This is a genomic window from Olleya aquimaris (genome assembly GCF_003259525.1).
In the GTDB taxonomy this organism is placed as follows: domain Bacteria; phylum Bacteroidota; class Bacteroidia; order Flavobacteriales; family Flavobacteriaceae; genus Olleya; species Olleya aquimaris.
Genome location: NZ_QLLO01000007.1, coordinates 14114 through 34064, shown reverse-complemented (window position 1 = coordinate 34064; position 19951 = coordinate 14114). Strand labels below are relative to the sequence as shown.

General features: G+C 31.8%; 14 protein-coding genes. 2 read left to right on the top strand and 12 right to left on the bottom strand.

The window, feature by feature from the left end; genetic code table 11:
* Positions 1 to 49: 49 nt before the first annotated feature.
* The 5 genes from LY08_RS10285 to LY08_RS10265 form a co-directional block, all read right to left on the bottom strand.
* A complete protein-coding gene (locus LY08_RS10285) occupies positions 50 to 4867 on the bottom strand; it encodes a T9SS type B sorting domain-containing protein (RefSeq protein WP_111660365.1) in 4818 nt (1605 codons plus the stop codon).
* Positions 4868 to 4990: 123 nt separating this feature from the next.
* On the bottom strand, positions 4991 to 6829 hold the full coding sequence (locus LY08_RS10280; protein ID WP_111660364.1) for a gliding motility-associated C-terminal domain-containing protein: 1839 nt from the start codon (positions 6827 to 6829) through the stop codon (positions 4991 to 4993).
* Between the two features lie 32 nt (positions 6830 to 6861).
* A complete protein-coding gene (locus LY08_RS10275; RefSeq protein WP_111660363.1) occupies positions 6862 to 10197 on the bottom strand; it encodes a T9SS type B sorting domain-containing protein in 3336 nt (1111 codons plus the stop codon).
* Between the two features lie 79 nt (positions 10198 to 10276).
* Positions 10277 to 11113, bottom strand: a complete 837-nt coding sequence (locus LY08_RS10270; protein ID WP_111660362.1) for an ABC transporter permease — start codon at positions 11111 to 11113, stop codon at positions 10277 to 10279.
* Between the two features lie 22 nt (positions 11114 to 11135).
* A complete protein-coding gene (locus LY08_RS10265) occupies positions 11136 to 12044 on the bottom strand; it encodes an ABC transporter ATP-binding protein (protein WP_111660361.1) in 909 nt (302 codons plus the stop codon).
* A gap of 98 nt (positions 12045 to 12142) precedes the next feature.
* Here LY08_RS10265 and LY08_RS10260 point away from each other — a divergent pair, with 98 nt between their 5' ends.
* A complete protein-coding gene (locus tag LY08_RS10260) occupies positions 12143 to 13201 on the top strand; it encodes a hypothetical protein (RefSeq protein WP_111660360.1) in 1059 nt (352 codons plus the stop codon).
* On the opposite strand, the gene LY08_RS10255 is transcribed toward LY08_RS10260, so the two are convergent.
* The 7 genes from LY08_RS10255 to LY08_RS10225 are packed head-to-tail and all read right to left on the bottom strand — an operon-like array spanning position 13198 to position 18899.
* Positions 13198 to 13713, bottom strand: a complete 516-nt coding sequence (locus LY08_RS10255) for an IS1096 element passenger TnpR family protein (protein ID WP_111660359.1) — start codon at positions 13711 to 13713, stop codon at positions 13198 to 13200. The two genes, LY08_RS10260 and LY08_RS10255, sit on opposite strands and share 4 nt — an antisense overlap.
* Before the next feature lie 39 nt (positions 13714 to 13752).
* The gene (locus tag LY08_RS10250; RefSeq protein ID WP_111660358.1) at positions 13753 to 14769 is read right to left on the bottom strand and encodes a COX15/CtaA family protein; all 1017 of its coding nucleotides are present in this window, start codon (positions 14767 to 14769) and stop codon (positions 13753 to 13755) included.
* A 13-nt stretch (positions 14770 to 14782) separates the two neighbouring features.
* Positions 14783 to 15232, bottom strand: a complete 450-nt coding sequence (locus tag LY08_RS10245) for a GNAT family N-acetyltransferase (RefSeq protein WP_211305930.1) — start codon at positions 15230 to 15232, stop codon at positions 14783 to 14785.
* Between the two features lie 5 nt (positions 15233 to 15237).
* The gene (locus tag LY08_RS10240; protein WP_111660356.1) at positions 15238 to 16653 is read right to left on the bottom strand and encodes a CCA tRNA nucleotidyltransferase; all 1416 of its coding nucleotides are present in this window, start codon (positions 16651 to 16653) and stop codon (positions 15238 to 15240) included.
* 8 nt (positions 16654 to 16661) lie between these two features.
* Positions 16662 to 17222 (bottom strand): L-threonylcarbamoyladenylate synthase, encoded by a 561-nt coding sequence (locus LY08_RS10235; protein WP_111660355.1) that lies wholly within the window; start codon positions 17220 to 17222, stop codon positions 16662 to 16664.
* A 3-nt stretch (positions 17223 to 17225) separates the two neighbouring features.
* A complete protein-coding gene (locus LY08_RS10230) occupies positions 17226 to 17987 on the bottom strand; it encodes an FkbM family methyltransferase (RefSeq protein ID WP_111660354.1) in 762 nt (253 codons plus the stop codon).
* Positions 17988 to 17990: 3 nt separating this feature from the next.
* On the bottom strand, positions 17991 to 18899 hold the full coding sequence (locus LY08_RS10225; RefSeq protein ID WP_111660353.1) for a glycosyltransferase family 2 protein: 909 nt from the start codon (positions 18897 to 18899) through the stop codon (positions 17991 to 17993).
* 95 nt (positions 18900 to 18994) lie between these two features.
* Between LY08_RS10225 and LY08_RS10220 the strand changes: the two genes are divergently transcribed.
* On the top strand, positions 18995 to 19948 hold the full coding sequence (locus tag LY08_RS10220; RefSeq protein WP_111660352.1) for a hypothetical protein: 954 nt from the start codon (positions 18995 to 18997) through the stop codon (positions 19946 to 19948).
* The last annotated feature ends 3 nt before the right edge of the window (positions 19949 to 19951 follow it).

Here is a 19951-nt window from a genome sequence, read left to right as displayed (position 1 = left end):
TGGGTTGCAAAGGTAAAGAACAAATCTATTTTAATTCAATAAATTAGTGTTAAAGCTTAAGTGTAAAATGCCCTTTAATCTGGAATTCTACAGTCCCTTTTTTTACATCTGCAACATACCAATAATCGTTTGCTGGCATAAGGTTACCATTGTATCTTCCATCCCATCCTTGAGAGGTGTGCGTTAATGTTTTTAGCAATTTACCATAACGATCATAGATGTTTACAATAGTACCTGTTAATTGGTTAACACCTGTAATATGCCATGTATCAAAATAACCATCTCCATTTGGTGTTACAAACTTTGGAACATCAATAATAACCACTTCTTTAGACGTAGAATTACAACCGTTTAAATCTATAACCGTAATGATGTGTGGACCAATAGGTACATTATAAAAAACGTTAGATTCTTGTGGTTCTTCATCATCAAACTGATACAAGTAATCGCCAATTCCAGAGATTTCAACAGTGATATTATTAGGGTCTGAAAAATCTACTGTTTCAGTAAATTCAATAGTTGCAGCTTCAGATTCTGAAACCGTAAACGTCGTAGAGTTTGTACAACCAAATTGTGTTGTAACAGTTACAGAGTAGGTACCTACTTCTGTAATTTCTATATAACTATTAGTACTATTTGTTGACCATGAATAGCTATCTGTTGGTACGTTTGTTTCTGCAGAGACTAATAATGGTAAATTATCTAAACATAACACTTGATTAGGAATGTCTAATTCTGGTTTTCTGTTTACAATAGTTGCAAAGCTAGTTGTGTTATAACAGCCTGTAGTATTGTTTTCTAATCTAGCATAGTAAGTTGTGTTATCCTCAGAATTGACACTTAAATTAGTTAATACATTGGTGTTATTATCAGCATCATTTTGTGAGGTGAAATACGTTACTGTATAATTTGATCCGCTTTGACCATTTAAAATTGTAGCAGTTTGTTGCGCTAAATTAAAACTTGTAATACCATCAAAATCGTCATCACAAGCTTGTAAGTCTTGGGTAGTTTCAATAGTTGGAGTAGGATGAGCAGCTAAAACAAAAGACTCGATATTAAAACAAGCACTACCAGTATAATTGGCTCTTAGAAAAATGGTATGATTACCTATAGTATAATTATAATTAGTATCTAACGGATTTTGTTGTGCATCTGCATCTGCTTGTGAAGCGTAAAAAGTCGTTTCAATAGATTGAGTGGTATCTATTAAGTCTATTAATGCATCGTTTAAATTGTATGTAAAACTTGGGTCTTCACAAATGTTAATGGTTACATTCTCATTGATAATTGGTGGGACTTCTACGATTAATTCTAAAGGAATTTCAGCATAACAATTAGACACTGTATTTAAAACTTTAATAAAAACAGTCTGTGGATTAGACGTATTTGTAAAATTATAAGGATCTGAAATTTGGTTTATACCTTGCTCCAAATCTGAAGATGAGGTATAATATTGCACTTCTGTATTGTCTTGTCTTACAGATAAGACTTCAAATTCTGAAACCGTTAAATCAAAAGTTGTAAAACCATCTGTATTGTCATCACAAGCTTGTAATGCACTTGCAGCATTGGTTTCTGGAACAGCAATAATATTAAATTCAAAAGTAGCTATAGATTTACAAAAGGTTCCGTTGTCAATAGTTACAAAGACTTGTTGTGGATTAACCGTATTGGTAAAACTATCTGGTAATGCATTGGTTTGTGCTTCTGCATCTTCTACAGTTAAATGGTAAGTAATACTTAATGTGTCTGGTGATCCTTGACTGATTTCAGCAGAAATCTGAGTTAAATCGAAGGTGTCAAATCCATCATTACTAACATCGTCACACACAAAAACATCTGTTGGTGCGTTGTAAATGGGGTTAGAACCAACTTCTATTTGAAAAGAAGATGTGCCAAAACAATTTGCGTCTGTAAAGTTTTGTACACGAACATAGATAGTTTGTGGGTGGCTGGTGTTTTCAAAAACAGCATTTTTATCTATTGGGTTATTCCCTGAATCTGCATCTATTTGAGACGTAAAATACAATACTTCTTTACCTGTTTGACCATTTAATATTTCGTCATCTTTTTCAGAAAAAATAAATTCTCCAACTTGGTTTCCATCTGTTTCACAACTTATTAGTGTGCTTATGGTATCAAAAACAGGCAATGTATTTACGTAAATGGTTATGGGTTCTATTGAAAAACAACCAGTGGTGGTATTTTCAATTCTGCAAAATACCATCTGTGTATTTGCATTGTAGTTTGCTTCGTTAGCTATAGGATTAGTACTAGTTTCTGCATCTACCTGTGAGGTGTGAAATGTAAATGTTCTGTTGGTGGTGTCTGTTACCATCTCTGAAATAGCAGCAGTTAAATCTATTATAGAAAATCCATCTTGGTCATCGTCACAAATTACAATGTCATTAGGAGTTGTTGTTTCTGGAGCAGGTAAAACCTCGATAGTTAATGCTGATGTAGCGCTACATCCATTATTATTTTGTACTCGTACATAAACCGTCAATGGATTATTGGTATTGTCATAAAAAGGAGGCAGAGCGTTTGTGTTGTTATCTGCATCTGTTTGTGTTTCAAAATAAGTTACAGTCGCATTTGCAATTCCTGTTGAAACATAATCGTCAAACGATGACAAATCGATACTTGTAAATCCATCATTATCTATATCGCAATAATTTTGAGTGGTTAGAGTTTGAATTTCAAAACCATCATTTATAATTAATTGTATTGAGGAGTTGTAAGAACAAGAAGGACTATTTAACGTTATAAATAAGGTTTTTGGTGCATTATTAACTGTATAAGGCACATTTTGATCTATTGGATTAATATTGGCCAATTGATCTGTTTCAGTCTCGTAAAAGTCTACAGTAACATCTTCTAAATCATTGATAATCATTATGGCAACTTGTAACAAGTCAAAATCAACAATACCGTCATTAGAAGCATCATCACACTGATAATAATCTGTTATTTCTGTTGCAGATTCTAGTAACATAGTATGTAGCTCTAACGGAACTATAGATGCACATCCTGTAGAATTATCTTCAACTCTAATAAATACTATTTGGACAAAGTCGTCTGTATTAGGAAAATTTGTTGGATTAGCAATAGCATTTAAACCATTGTTTGCGTCCTCTTGAGTTTCATGATAAGTAACAGTTACATTGGTCAGTCCTTGTAGGACATCATCATTATTTTCGGTTAAATCAAAAGTGTCAAAACCATCACCATCTTGATCGCAGGCATCTAACTGTTGCGATTCAGGATTTATTGGAGGATTATCATTTACTTCAATATCTAAAGTAGTAGTTGTGCTACAACCTGAGGTTATATCTACTACACTAACATATAGCGTTTCATTATTACTTGCTGGAGAATATGGCGAATCAATAGGGTTTGCACCAGCTTCTGCATCTGTCTGATTGTAGTGGTAGTTTATATTGTAATTTGGATTGCTATTAGAAATTTCTTCATCCTTATCTGTAAGGTTAACCGTTGTGCCACCATCAGAACATACTATAAGAGGTGTAGGATTTGTAATTGTTGGAAACGGGTTTATTATTAAGTTGAAAGTTCCGATATAGATACAACCTGAAGCTGTGTCTTGAGCATTATAATATATTGGTTGTACAGGTGAATTACTGGTTATAGTGACAAAAGAATTTTGATCATTTTCTGCAGCAGATTGAGAGCCATGATAAGTAATAGAGTAAGTTGCAGGAGGCAAAGCTGCTACAATTTCATTAGATTTTGTACTTAAATCAAAGGTTTCTTGACCATCGTTTGACGAGTCATCACAAACTTCGATATCTGAAATGGTTGGACCAGTTTGTATGGTGTTTAATGTTACATTAACAGAATCTTCAAAAGTACAAGTGTCATTATTTAAAGGTACAGTAACTTGAACCGTATAAGTTCCGTCAGAATTAACCAATAAAGAGCTACTAGTTTCACCATTGATAGGAGAATTATTTAGAAACCAAGCATATGTAGCTTGTGGGTTATAAGTATTAGCATTTAATGTTACAGAATTATCACACGTAGTTATATCTTCTCCTAAATCGACACTATCAGTGAAACTGTTTCCTTCTATAAAAACAGCAGTATCAAAATTTCTGTCAGTTTGGTCTGCAACAATTAATTTAATATTGTATTGTACGTTAGGAGTAATGTTAGCAGATGCAGATAATACTGTTGTACGTCCATTAAAATTGGTATCTCCAAGGTTGTATCCTTCAAAGTATTGGTTGTTTTCTGCTGGACAGAAACCCACAATTTCATCATGGATGGTATTGGTGTTTACTGGTGTGTTAGTACCAGGTACCATAGCAATATTTTGATATGGATTACCACTACCAGCTTCACGAATTAAAAATGCAAAACCATCTGAATATAAACATGGGTATTCTGCAAAGTATTCTTCAGATGCTAAGATGTAGTTAAATTGTACTGTACTTGATGTAGATATAAAATCAAACTCTATTGAAGTAGCATTTAGTGTATTTGTTATCCCTAAAGCAGCTTCTAAATCTGGATCTGTTGTCCAATTAGGAGTTCCTTCATTTAAAGGATTAGTATTTTGTACGTTTCCAGCAGAATTAGCACTACCAGTTGATAACATGATACCATTTTCAAACGGAAAATTAGAGCCAGCTCTTTCAAAATAACCAAAACTAGAAAACCCATCAACGGTTCCGTTTATAGCAGAGTTAATATTAGTAACTTCAACACAACCTTGTACTAAATTATTCTCGACAAGTTCTTGAGCCGTAAATGAATCGTTTACAGTGATTTGTTGTGCGTAACTTATTGTAGATAGTAGTATAAATACTATATAAATTGAGGGGTTGAGGTTAATTCTCATTAGGTTATTTAACTTTAAAAATCACGATAAAAAACATATATTATCGTTGAAAGGACAATATTACGCAATATATCGATTAAATGCAAAAATAATCGATAAAATGTTTAATTAAGATATTGTCTTTTAATAGTTTACGTAAATCCAACCCGTTTGGATTTTAAAATTGGGATCTTTTAAATTAAGAAGATAATAGTATGTACCTACAGGAACTATCTTTCCTTGGTTTGTCAGTCCTTGATTTATTTGACCATACCATTTGTTGTTATCGTCACCTTTAAAGATTAAAGTGCCATAACGGTTATAAATTAGTAATTCATGATTTTCAAAAACAGAATATAAACCTTGAATATTGAAAAAATCATTAATGCTATCTTCATTTGGAGAAAAACCTTCTGGAATAATAGGAGGACAGTTTTCGGTAAGTAAGCCAAACACAAAAATATCAAAGCAAATATCAGTTTCTGCAGTTATATAAAGGGTTTGAGGTGTTTCGTTTGAAAAATAATCCGTAGGATTAGGGATGCTATTATCAGTTACAATAGCATCTAAAGATTCAAAAAAAGTGAAGCTTAGATACTCATTTTGATCGATTTGGTTTAACACTTTGGATAGGTCAAAAGTCGCTTTATTAAATCCTTCATCACATGCTGTAATAGGCTGTAATTGTATGGTTTCTGGAAGTGGAATGAGTTCTATCAACTCAAACGTTTCATTATTTACCTCGTTGGTTTCTGTTATAATTCCAGTGTTTGATCCATCATTATCGACTTCAATTTCAATAATAAAACTATCAGGAATTGAGCTTGGAATGGTAATACTAATCTGATTATTTTCTGAGCCACCAATTGGTATATCGCTATTAGTAACACTTTGCGCGATTAGCACATCATCTATAAAAAAAGCAATTGGTGTATTAGCTGGTAAAGTAGCTGTGCTATTGTTGTTAAAAACAGTGTAATCTAGCTCTACTTCTCTGTTTGTACATACTACATTGTAATTGTTTAAAACAATAGTGGCATCTGGTAATTGACTATTTAAAACGGTTATAATGTTATTAATAATAATTAAATCTGCTCTAAATACACCGTTACTATCTAAAGCTCCTGTTGTTAAGTTTATGGTCACCTGAGTATCGCCAATTTGAATATTATTTTCAATATTATAGACATCTAAATCGGCATTATAAAAATTGGTTGCATTAGTAAAACTATTGGTGCCATTAAAGGCATTATCTGGTAAATTTAAAGGTGGATTGGATAAGATATTTCCGTTAATAGATAAAGATTCTCCGAAGTTTAAAGCGTTATCACCTTCCCAAGCTAGGAATCCGATTTTAGCATTATCATTGTCTAAAACGTTAACGTTTTCAAGTATAATGGTTTTATTTTGAACAGCAGAATTTATGATTTCTAAGCCTAAAAATAAGTTAACTTGATTTAAAGGTAACGTATCGTCTTGATATATAACATATAAACTCCAACCAGCATAATTGGTTCTGTTATTGCAATATCCAGGTGTATTAGCCAATACATCTGAGATGTCTAAATCTTCAAAAATATACACACCATCACCTTCTGTAATAATTTGATTGGTGACTTCTGCATAGCTAGCAAAATATGTAAGTTGCCCATTAAAACCAGCATTATATTCTACTGTAAACGTATCTTCTGCTGTAATAGGAGTAGCGTTAAAAGTTACTTCTGTATCTCCTGGTCCAGAGCCTGACCAGAACAAATAAGCAGATACCACTGTAGCGTTAGTTGGTAAGGTTAATGTTGCTTGAGACGATGGTAATGTTTCACAAAAGGATTGCGACAAATTGTTCTCTGCTTGATTTAGCGTATTACCAATTGCTAAATAGTCATAGCGACCATTAAATTGTTGAAACAGTGTAATGTCTTGTGCATTGACTTTAAAAAAGCAGAATATTACAATTAATAAAGCAAAACATTGACGTTTCATTTAGACTAGGTTTTGCTTAAAAATACAAATTACTATCGTTTTAAGGTGAAATGACTTTTGTAAATCCTACCATCTTGTAGTTTTACAGAAAACCAGTAATCATTGGTTGGCATTGGCAATCCGTTAAACGTACCATCCCATCCAGGACTTGAAGGCGTAAATTCTTTTAATAATTTACCATATCTGTCAAATATTTGGATGACGGAATTTGGTTGAAATTGGGTTGACACTCCATACACTTGCCAATAATCGTTTTGACCATCGTTGTTTGGAGTAAAATATAGCGGAAAACCGATAACTGAAAATAATTGATCTACAGCACCACAATTATTTTTTATGTCTCTAACGTTTACCGAGTAAATACCAGGTTTAACAAATGTAAATATATTGCTAGTTTGAAATCCTGTAGTTATACCTTCTGCATCAATGAGTTCAAATTGATATTCACCTTCACCAGAAACAATTACTGTAACCAGATTGTTGGTTAAACTTCCATCTATCACTTGAATATCTTCAATAGTCGCAATATTTGAAGGTTCTACAACTATCGTTTTAGTTTTAGAGCAGCCTTCTACTGTGGTTGCTGTAACAGTATAAGTTCCTATAGAATTCACTTCAATGGTTGCAGTAGTTTCACCAGTAGACCAACTGTAATAATAGTTGTTGTTTATTGGGTTAGATGCAGTTAATTCTATAGTTGTAGGAAACTCATTTAAACAATAAATTAGTGTTTCATCATTAGATAAATCTGGTAATGGGTTAATGGTTAATAACACTTCATTAATTCCGTAACACGCATTATCATTTTCTGCTCTTGCATAAATAACTTGGCTGTAAGGTGTTGTGTTATCATATATAGTTGGTAATGCATTAGTTTCAAGTAGGGCATCATTATACGTTTCATAGTAACTAATGGTGATGTCTGCAGGTAAACCAACTAGCATATCTGTAGTAAAATCGTTAAGATTAAAAGTGTTAATTCCATCTTCAGACCCTAATTCATCACAAACAGGAGGAGCAATATAATCGTTGGTTTGTGTGGCACTAACTTCTAAAGTTAATTCTGAAATAGACGAACATCCAGTATTAGAATTAGTTACAACTGCATACAATACTTGCGGATTACTAGCATTGTTGTATTGATCTCCATTAACAGGATTAGTTTCAGTTTGCGCTTCAGCCAAAGTATCATAAAACGCTACTGTTCTGTCAGGTGCATTATTGGTTAAATCAGGAATCGCTTCAGTTAAATTGAAGGTGGTATAACCATCAGAAACTCCATCTTCATCACATTGAAATAATAGCGCATCAAATGCTTCCGGAACTGGATTGATTGTGATATTAAAACTGCCTGTATCAAAACAAGTTGTACTATTTATGTTTTCTAATCGTACAAAAATAGTTTCGTTAAAAGGAGTTGTGTTGTAGTAGTTATTTGGTAAAGGGTTATTTCCAGTATTTGCATCATTTTGCGAATTATGATAAGAAATATCATACTCCATAGTGCTTTGACCATTGTACACTTCTGAATCATAACTTGATAAGTCAATAGTCGTTTGTCCGTTAGTGTCATCTCCATCTGATGTGTCATCACAAGCTACAAAATCTGTTAACGGTCCTATGGTTGGTGTGTTATAGACTTCTATATTAAAACTAGTTGTGTCATAACAATTTGGGTTTTGACTATTAAATATTCTAGCAAAAATAGGTTCTTGAGGGTTGGTGTTAGTATATGGATTTGGTAATTGGTTTTGATCTACGTCTGCATCTGTTTGAGAACTATAATATTGTACACTAAATACAGTAGGATCTTGACCATCTAGTATTGTTGCATCAAGAGTTGTAAAATCGAAAGTTGAAATAGCATCATTATCATCATCGCAAACAATAATGTCGTTAGGTTGTGTAGCTACAGGAACTTCGTAATAAGTGACAATTGCTTGTCCTTCTTTGGTGTCACAATCACCATTATTAAGATCTATTAAAACCTCGTAATTACCTTCTGAGTTAATCGTTAACTCATTTGGTATGACAGGTGTTGGAATAGGCATGTCGTCTTGTGTCCAAGTATATGTTGCGCCAGGAATATCTTCTGCAATTAAGGTATAATTATCTCCGATACACAATGGTAAATTTACCGTATTTGTTGTATCTGTTGGTATGATATCTATTTTTTCTGAGAAAAAAGAAGCTATAAAAGGAGGTAAGCCTTGTCTTGCATTTCTGTTTAATAAATCAATAACTGCATGTTGGTAACCAGCAGCTTGACCAATATTATTTGGGTTATTTATGACACTTAAAAAAGGTGTTCCTTGTGTATAGGTTGCACTTAGCGTTCTGTAAATTTTACCGTCAGGACCCAATTGTAAAGCACTTCTGTACATAACACGCTCGTCCAAAACTTGTTCTGAAGCACTAATAGCATTAATATCTCCTGCAGTTAAATCGTATTGTAATAATGCTCCATATTGTGCGCTTGCATCGTTAAATTCGTTTTGAGGTGTTTGGTAATAGGTGGTTACATATAACAAGTTGTTATTTGGTGAAAACTCTATACCATAAGACGATTGTGGTTTTCCTTGAGGCGAAAAATTAATATTTAATTGCTCAGGATTAGAAGCCATACCAGTTGCAGTGTCAAAATCAAATAGATATAATCCTTCTCCTATATTTGCGCTAGCAATTTTTGTTCCGTCTGGTGATAATTTTAAATAACCTCTTCGCTCTGTGATAAATAAGTTAGAAAATGTAGAAACTACTGGTGTGGTGTTTACACCTGTAGCAGTGACTTCATAAGCATAAAAAGTATTATTATTTTCTCCACCAGATTGGTCTGCTAATGTAATAACCCAAATATTTTCAGACTGACAGTCTTTTAATACTGCACTAAGTTTTTCTGATGTATTGGGTAATAAGTTAATGTTTTTGTTGGAAGTGACATCTCCCAAACCACCATCTAATGTCATGTCTACTTCAGAAAAATGAAACCCTTCATCTGGAGTATTTTGAAACTCGGTATCTACCGTAAAAATGTAATAAATATCTGGATCTGCTGGTTTAGGTATAATAATAGCAGATTGCGTACTGGATGGATTACCTTTTAAACCATTACCATTTGGCATAATAACATGATTTTGATTGTAAACCGTTATACCATCTGTATAAAATAGTAAATTCCCATTGCCATCAGAGATGCTTGTACAACCTTCGTCTGTAGCTAATTGCCCATCTAAAACAGCTGTTACTGCATTGGTGTTAGTATCAAAATTTATTCCTGCATTGTTCCCAAAATACCAGTTAGCAGCTTGGTTTTGAGCAATAATGGTGTAACTACAAAGTAGAGTTAAAATTAGTAATATCTTTTTCATGTTAATCTAGCAATAGCAAGTAAAGATATTATAAAAATAACTTAAATTTTAATGCAGCATGTTAAAAAGTAATTGGGAGTTATAAATCTCTTTTTTTCAATAATTTATAAGACCAATAAATAAATAATGAAGTCCAAGCTAATACTATAACTATTTCATACCAATGTACAGCATAATCAAAGTTAAATTCTTCACCAACTTGTTTTGCTAATTCTTTAGCAGCACCTAGTCTAGTTGCTGGTTCTTTAATTAAATTAGACATGGATTCTAATGGAAAAAAACGTGTAATATTTTCCCAATTATCTTGAGTTGCTGATATTTCCCAACGAATTAATCCATAGGCAATTTTTTCAATAACATACCACACAAATAGAAATCCTAATGCAAAAGCAGATCGTTTAACTAATATTCCTAAGAACAAACAGATAGAGAAAAAGCCGACTAATTTAACGAAAAAGGCTAATAGATATTCGGTGTCCGAAAACACATGGTAAGCTTCAGTATTATCAGAAAAAGATAATCCTAATATCAAGGTAATAATAAATACAAATAGGGTAGATATTAAAGCAAATGCTGAAACTGTTATAAATTTTGAAGCAATAAACTCTTTTTTACTTAATCCATCTATTAAATTTTGTTTGATAGTTTTATTGCTATACTCGTTAGCCATCATGGATACAATAACTATGGCTAAGAAAAATTTTAAAGTTCCTGCTACATAGGTGTTAAAATGCCAGATGTATGGAAAATCAAAAATACCCTGTTCTGCTAAATGAAATTGAATAGGACCAATATCAAATTTAATAGCAGCAATTAGTGCAATTGAGGTTAGTAAAATAAAATAAGCAAGTATTAATACTTTGCTAGATCTGTTATTCCAAAGTTTTATAAATTCTATATTTAAAAGTCGTAACATGATTGTTGGTTTTTTTGATGGATTAGTTAGCGTCGTTTAGGTTGTCTGTAAGTTGAAGAAATTGTTCTTCTAAACTTTCTTTTCTTAGTACTAAATGGGATAATACTATTCCGTTATGTATCAGCTCTTTATTAAATGCTGATGCAGACATTGGTGCTTCTAAAAAAGCAGTGACCAATCCGTCTAAAACTTTGGTATCTTTAATGTTTGGATGTGATGCTAAGTAATTTAAAAGTGCTTGATTGTCGTCACTTTTTAATTCAAAAAAACCATTACTAGAAATCATTTGGTCTACTGGACCCTCATATAATTTATGCCCTTTTCTTAAAACCACCACATGAGAACATACTTTTTCTACTTCATCCAGTAAATGCGAGGCTAATAAAATAGTAGTGCCTTGACTAGCAATATCTTTAATTAATGCTCTAATTTGATGTATCCCTTGAGGGTCTAAACCATTAGTGGGTTCGTCTAGAATTAAAATTTCTGGATCGTTTAACAATGCAGATGCTATTGCTAAGCGTTGTTTCATACCCAAAGAAAAGGTTTTAAACTTGCTATTTTTTCTATCTAAAAGTCCAACTAATTCTAGTTTTTCATCAATTTTATCTTCGCTTATATCTTTAATTTTACAAACCAGTTTTAAGTTTTTGTAAGCAGACATGTAAGGGTAAAAGTTTGGACGCTCTATAATAGCACCTACTTTTTTTAACGCAAGGTGCGTAGATGTTTGTCCATTAAACCAGTTAAAACTTCCGCTAGTTTCATTAACCACATTAAGTGTAATACCTAAAGTAGTAGATTTACCACTTCCGTTTGGTCCTAAAATACCATAAACATTGCCTTTTTGAATGGTGAAAGATAAATTGTTAACAGCAGTCAAGCTGCCATATTTTTTAGTAAGATTACTAATGCTAAGAATAGTTTCCAAGATGATTGGTTTTTTGATTGGTTTAAAAGTAAGACGATACAATGCCAAAAATGTTACAATTTAAAAATTAGTTTTACATTTGGTTAAGTTTGAATTGTATGGAAGATTTAAAGATTTCTAAAAAAAAACCATCGTATCCTATTAACGATAAATTACATGCGTATTTATCTGAGTATAATAGAAACTCTAAAATTTCTATTTTATATGACGACTTATTGCGTTTTCAAGGATCTGTTACGGTTTACGATAAACACGATAAAGACACTTTGTGGATACGTGTGTATTTTAGTGAATTTGATAGAAAAGAAATAGATTTAAGTCTTAAAAAAGTATACACTCAATTACATTCTGACGGTAACGAAACCTCCATACCTTTTTTAAATATTGATGCAATTGATTATTGCACCTTTGGCAACTCTAAACCATTTAGGATAAAAGTTAGAAATATTTTAAATGATAATTACACGTATTTCTACGTAAAAAAAGCAGACGCTTCACGTGTTTATGGTTTAGAATTAGAGCACATGCTATCTCCATATAACCTTAATTTTATGGTGCATGGTAATACGCTAATAGAAGAACATATTGCAGGAATACCTGGTGATGTATTTATTGAAGACATGCTTAACGATTGTACAGAGTCTGAAAAATCTCAAATCGCTAAAGAGTTTGTAAAGTTTAACGAGCGTTGTATGATTAGATTACTGGGTGATATGCGATCTTACAATTATGTGATTGTTCCAACCCACGATTTTGACCATGTAGTTTTTAAAATTAGAGCTATAGATTTTGACCAGCAATGTTATGAAGGCAAATTTAACGTCTACAGACCACAGTTTTTTAAAGAGAATTTGAAGCTAGTAGAATTGGTATCTAAAAAATTTAAAAAAGAATCTATTGACCAATATAAAATTGAAGAACGCTCTATAGTTGCAAAACGAATGATTAGTTATCACGATCGGATTACAGAGTTGTTACATTGTATGGTTAATGATAACATATCAAATACCGAACACATCAAACAGTTAAAATCCAAAATCTACGAGTATACCTTAGATTTAGAATTTAAGAGAAGTAAAAATATGGGTCAGATTTTAAAAAACGCTTTAGAATTTGTGAAGCGTAATTATGAGGATGTCAATACTAAAGGCTTTTAATTCCAGTTTTCTTCAAAGTCCAGATTATCGTAATCGTCTACATCAAAATCGTCATCAAACTCATTAAAATCGTCGTCACTTTCTGCTTCAAAAATTTTATCTGGTGCTTCTGTCGGGACTTGACCTTGCACATACATTAGGTTAGGATAATCTACACCTTCTGCGGTTTCAACAATTTCTGCAAGCTCTACAAAAAAGGTCCACATACTCATAAAGTCATACACGTAAATTAGTTTAGTTTGCGCTTCATGAACTGTGTCAGAGATAATAGTTTCATTCATTAATTTTACTTGATTGGAACCATCACTCATATCAAACAAACTAATCTCTTCGCCTTGATTCCATTCGTCATCACTTAAGTAAAACGAAGCCATTTCTGTACCATCAAACCCAAAACATTGTGTAATAACGTTGTGTAAATCTTCCATGGTATCGCTTTCGCGAATTTCAAAATCTCTGAAAATATCTTCGTCGGTATCGTTGTCTAAAATAACTCTGAATCTGTATATCATAACTTAAAAATAAGGGTGTAAAGATACATTTTTTAAGTGTTATTTACTAAATCGATGCAAGGTAAATGTCATGGCACTTAGTAATAAAAAGGCACCAACCTGGTGGACAACACCAAGCCAAACTGGGACTTGTAATAATAAAGTAAAAACACCTAATATAAATTGTAAAAACACCAGACCTAACATTAGGTTTAAGGCTGTTCTTTGATAATTGGTTTCGATATATTTTTTGCCTTTAAAATAAATTAAAAGGATAAAAGCAACCACAACATATGCTAATATTCTGTGTACAAATTGGACACCACTTTTACCTTCTGTTAAGTTGGCAAAAAGTGTTTCTCTTTCTAAATACACACTTTCGTGAATAAATTTGCCTTCACTCATCATTGGCCAATGGTTATGCACCCAACCAGCATCTAATCCTGCAACAAAAGCACCATATATAATCTGAATAAGTAAGACTAACATGCCCAACCTTACTAGGCGCTTAAATCCTGTGTTTACAATTTTATTAAACGGAAACATCAAATCTAAAGCCACCCAAAATGTTGCAGCAAAGGTGATAAATGCAGTTGTTAAGTGCATGGCTAGTCTGTAGTGACTAACATCTGGTCTGTCTACCAATCCGCTTTTAACCATATACCAACCTAAAAACCCTTGAAAGGCGCCTAAACACATCAGTACAATAGATTTTTTAATAGTGGGTTTAGTGAGCTGTTTAGTGAATAAAAAGTATAAAAAAGGAATAAAAAATACCAACCCAATTACACGACCAATCACACGATGGATCCACTCCCAGAAATAAATATCTTTAAACTCTTCTAGAGTAAAATGAGAGTTTAATTTTTGATATTCTGGATACTGTTTATACAAATCAAAAGCCTCTTGCCATTCAACCTCATTCATAGGAGGAATGGTACCAGAAATGAGTTTGTAATTGGATATTGATAAACCAGAATGGGTTAATCTTGTAATTCCGCCAACAATAACCATAATAAAAATTAGTACGCAACCCGTTAATAGCCAATAAATGACTTTTTTGTTATCCTTTTTCATTTTCTTTTTTCTTTTACAATTCTTTTTTAAAACAAAGACTATTCTCTACACCTTTATATTGTCCGTAATTGTCAATGATTTGATAATTACTTTTCTTATAAAACTGGACAGCTTCAATTTGTCTTATTCCTGTTTCTAAAACACAATACTTGTAGTTTAAAGTTTTAGCCCAATCTTCCAATGTTTTTAATATAGCAGAAGCAATGCCTTGACCTCTAGTAGCTTCTGTGGTAAACATACGTTTGATTTCTATAGTATCCTCTCCAAATGGTTTAAAAGCACCACAACCCACAGGAGTAGTATCTAAATAGGCAACAACAGTATGTTTTAAATTGTCTATGCTATTAAATTGGTTATAAAAATCATGCTCGTCACCATCAGTTACCTTTAAATAACTATCCAATTGCTTGACCAGATTAATAAAGTCTGGATTATTAGAATCTGTTTTAACTAGCTCTAACATTATTTTTAACTTTTAGTTAAACCTAAAGCTTCTCCTTTTTTTAGCATTAAATTATAAGCAGCTTCATGCTCGTTTGGGATGACACCGTCTAAAATGGCTTCTTTAATAGCTTCTTTTATAATTCCAATTTCTTTTGAAGGTTTAAGATTAAAGGTTTTCATAATTTCTTCTCCAGAAACTGGTGGTTGAAAATTACGTACATGATCTTTTTCTTCAACTTCAATTATTTTATCTCTAACAATTTTAAAATTGTTATGATATTTTTCGAAACGTTTTGGGTTTTTGGTGGTGATATCTGCTTCACAAAGTGTCATTAAATCATCTACGTAATCTCCTGCATCAAAAACCAATCTACGCACAGCAGAGTCTGTAACTATGTCTTGTGCTAAAACGATAGGTCTTGAGCTCATAAACACTAGTTTTTGGACAAATTTCATTTTATCATTTAAAGGCATCTTTAAACGCTTAAATAAATGATACACCATTTTAGAGCCTTCAAATTCATGACCATGAAACGTCCAACCTACATTTTTGCTAAATCGTTTGGTTGGTGCTTTGCCAATATCATGTAATAAGGCTGCCCAACGTAGCCAAAGATTGTCTGTGTTTTTAGCAATATTATCAACTACTTCTAAGGTGTGGTAAAAATTATCTTTATGTGTTTGACCCTCGACTTCATCAATCCCTTTTAGATTGGTTAATTCTGGTAAAAAATGTTGTAATAACCCTGTTTTTTCCAGTAATAAAAACCCTTTAGAAGGAGTTTGACTCTCTAATATTTTGTTTAGCTCGACAACAATTCGCTCTTTGGTAATAATGTTTATGCGTTTGTTGTTTTTGGTAATAGCGTTTAAGGATTTGTCTTCAATTTTAAAATCTAATTGTGTTGCAAATCTTATGGCACGCATCATGCGTAATGGGTCGTCACTATAGGTGATATCTGGATTTAAAGGAGTTCTAATGATCTTATTGTCTAAATCCTGGATACCATTAAAAGGGTCTAATAAGTCACCAAAATTAGTTTCGGATAAACTTAAAGCCAATGCGTTTATGGTAAAGTCACGACGATTTTGATCATCTTCTAAGGTTCCGTTTTCTACTATTGGGTTTCTGCTATTTTCATTATAAGATTCTTTTCGTGCTCCTACAAATTCAACTTCAATGTCATTGTAACGCAACATTGCAGTACCATACGTTTTAAAAACCTGTACTTTAGGTTGGTTGGGTAAAAGTTTTGCAACTTCTTTGGCTAGAGCTATACCGCTTCCTATTGCAACAACATCAATGTCTTTAGCGTCACCTCGGTTTAAAATAAAATCACGTACAAAACCACCAATAACATAGCTGTCTAAATTTAAGTTTTTAGACGCTTGAGAAATGATTTTAAATATTGGATGTTGTAAGGCTTGCTTATAATTCATTTTTAAATTTACTCACGAATAATTTTGACCTCACCACTATTAGATAATTTAATAATAGTTGATGGTTTTGCATTTTTATTTTCGCTTTGCAAATTTACGACATAATCCACACCTTTTAAAATAGCATCGCCTATTTCTTTAAAGGATTTTGGTGTTGGTTGACCAGCAATATTAGCTGAAGTAGAAACAATAGGTTTACCAAAATATTTAATTAATTTTTGACAAAATTCATGATCTGGAATGCGGATGGCTAAAGTGTTATCTTCCGCTACTAAGTTTTCTGCAATTCCTGCAGGAGCATCATATATTACTGTTGTAGGTTGATCAGCAATATCTAAAATGGTGTAAGCTATTTTTGGGACGTTATCCACATAACGCTCTAACATACTGTAATTGTTAACTAAACAAATTAGTGCTTTAGAATCGTCACGTTGTTTAAGTTGATAGACTTTTCTAACCGCATTAGCATTTGTAGCATCGCAGCCAATTCCCCAAACAGTATCTGTTGGATATAAAATAAGTCCACCTTGCTTTAAAGTTTCTATAGCTTTTTCTAATTGAGATTGCATAGTTTATGGGAGGCTTATTAGTGCTTTATTGAAAAAAATGAGTGTTCCATCAGTTGTAGTGTATAAAATAAAATCATCAAACTTATTGATGGTATTAATAACAGTAAAAGCACATTTAGGAATCATCCTGTCATGTGTTTCTATGTAAATAACTTTTACTTTAGGAAGCCAAGACTGGTAGTTGGTTTCAAATAATTCTTTTTCAGAACCTTCAATATCTATTTTTAAAATATCAATAGTATCCCATTGTTTTAGTTCTAAAATTTGGTCTATGGTGATGGACTCTATATCAAAATCATCGTTTTTATCCACCTTTTTAATAACGAAACTATTAGTTGCATTGTATGGATTTTCTACTTTAAAATAGGCATACTCACTAAAAAGACCTCTTTCTAAAATATCTACATTATCAAAACCTTTAAGGTTTTTAGCAATCATAGTTGCATTATCTTTATTTATCTCTAATGCAACTATATTGGCATTTGGATATTTAATCTTAAAAAAAAGTGAAGCAAAACCAGTGTTAGCACCTGCATCAATAATAGTTTTAGGCTCAAAGGTTAAAAAAACATCATAAATTTTTGACACAAATACTTCTTCAAACGTTTCAAAATCTTTAGTGTCTTTTCTAAAATAAAGAGTCCGTTTTTTTTTGGGTAAATAGACCTCTTCTTTTTCGTTTTTTAAGGTTTTAAATAATTTAACCGCTTCCAAAAATGAAAAGTTACCTTTTAGGGTTTTAATTAATTTTAATTGTGATAACATATTTTAATTATTGAAAGTGATTGTTTGAGCTTGTTTTAAAGAGTCGCTTAAAGGTGCGCCTTTACATATAGTTTTTAGCATAAACCATTTTTTTGGTTTGAATAAAAAAGTAATACAGAAATAATATTTTATAAAAAGATATTTTAAAAACGAGTAATTTTTTTTCAAAACATATAAGTGAGAAATTAACCCTTCCTTACTTATAACTTTAGATGTACCTGTACTTGCACCTTGGTGATGAGTTATTTTTGCTTCAGGTACTAAATAACTAGAATAACCTAGTTTTTTTAGCCTGTAACAGATATCCATTTCTTCAAAATATAAAAAGATGTTTGTGTCAAAACCACCAACTTTTGAAAAAGCGTCTGTGTTAAAAAACATAAATGCACCATTGACAAAGTTGACACTAATAGGTTTAGTGTATTCTTTTTTGCGTTTTGGATATTGTTTAGGGTAATTTTTTTCTAGAAAACTACGTCCTAAAATTAATTTTCTGATGCCTTTATTATGGTCAAAAGACACAACATGGTTTCCGTCACCATCATAATTTTGTGCAGTAGCTACACCTGCTTCTGGATGAGCATTCATAAAATTTAGTAAAATGGATAAGCAGTCATTTTTTAAAAAAGCATCGTTATTTAAAAATAATAGATACTTACCATTTGCAAACTGTGCACCATGCATGTTTCCACCTCCAAATCCAGTGTTTATGATGCTTCTAGTTAATAATATATTAGGTTTGTTTGGAATGTTTTCTTTTAAGAAATTATAGTCTTCAATATTAGAATTGTTATCAACAACAATCACTTCAAAAGACAAGGATGCATTGGTATGTTTAAATACAGAAGCTATACATTTTAACGTGTATGTTGAAGTGTTATAGTTTATTATTATAATAGAGACGTCCTTCATATGCACAAATGTAAAGAAAGCTAGTATATTTTAAATCAAACTAAATAAATATTCTATTTTTGTGACACTTAAAAAGTTAGTTTATATCAATAAAAATGGGTGAAAGAAAGATTTTAATTGTTAGTCCAAGAGCGTTTGGATATATAGACTATATGGTTAATGCTTTAAAACAATATGACGAAGTTGAGGTTAGTGTGTTGTTTTTAGAATATGCTGGTTACAGAAATAAAAAGGAAAAAGTAGTTAATTTTTTATCAAAAACCTTTACTGGTGTTAATTTAAAAAAGACCTATTATTTTTTAAAGTCTGATATCAAAAAAATAGGAAAACAAGACGAAGTTTTAATTATTAGACCTGATTTTTTATCTGATAATTTTTTAAAACTTATTAAAAAAAATACAAAGGTATTTAATGCTTTTTATTTTGATAGTGCGCAACGTGTTTCTAGAAAACAGGATATTATTCACTATTTCGATACAGTTTATAGTTTTGATAAAATAGATGTAGCTAAATATAATTTTAAATTTATTACAAATTACATTTTTGCAAGGTCAGAAGTTAATCAAAATCCAGAGTATTTATTTTTTAATATTTCTGGTAATGATGATGATTACAGGTTTACACAATTAGAAAACTTAGGGAAGTATATAAAAAGTAAAGGCTGGTCGCTTAAATTTTTATCTTTTCATCCTAAAAAAGAAAAAGCAGGTAGAGGAATTATTGACGTTATTGACGAGATAATTTATGTAGATGAAGCTATAGATTTAATAAAAAAATCTAAAATTTTAGTCGAGCTGCAGCGTAACAATCAAATAGGGTTGTCATTTAGGATTTTTGAATCCTTAGGACTAAAAAAGAAACTGATAACCTCTAACACAGATGTTGTTAATTACGATTTTTATAATCCACAAAACATACTGGTTGTAGATCCAGACAATGTTGTTATTCCAGACGAATTTGTAACCACGCCTTATGTTGAAGTTCCAGAAGATATCTTAGAGAAATATACCATTGAACATTGGGTGAAGCGTGTCTTTAATTTAAACTAATAA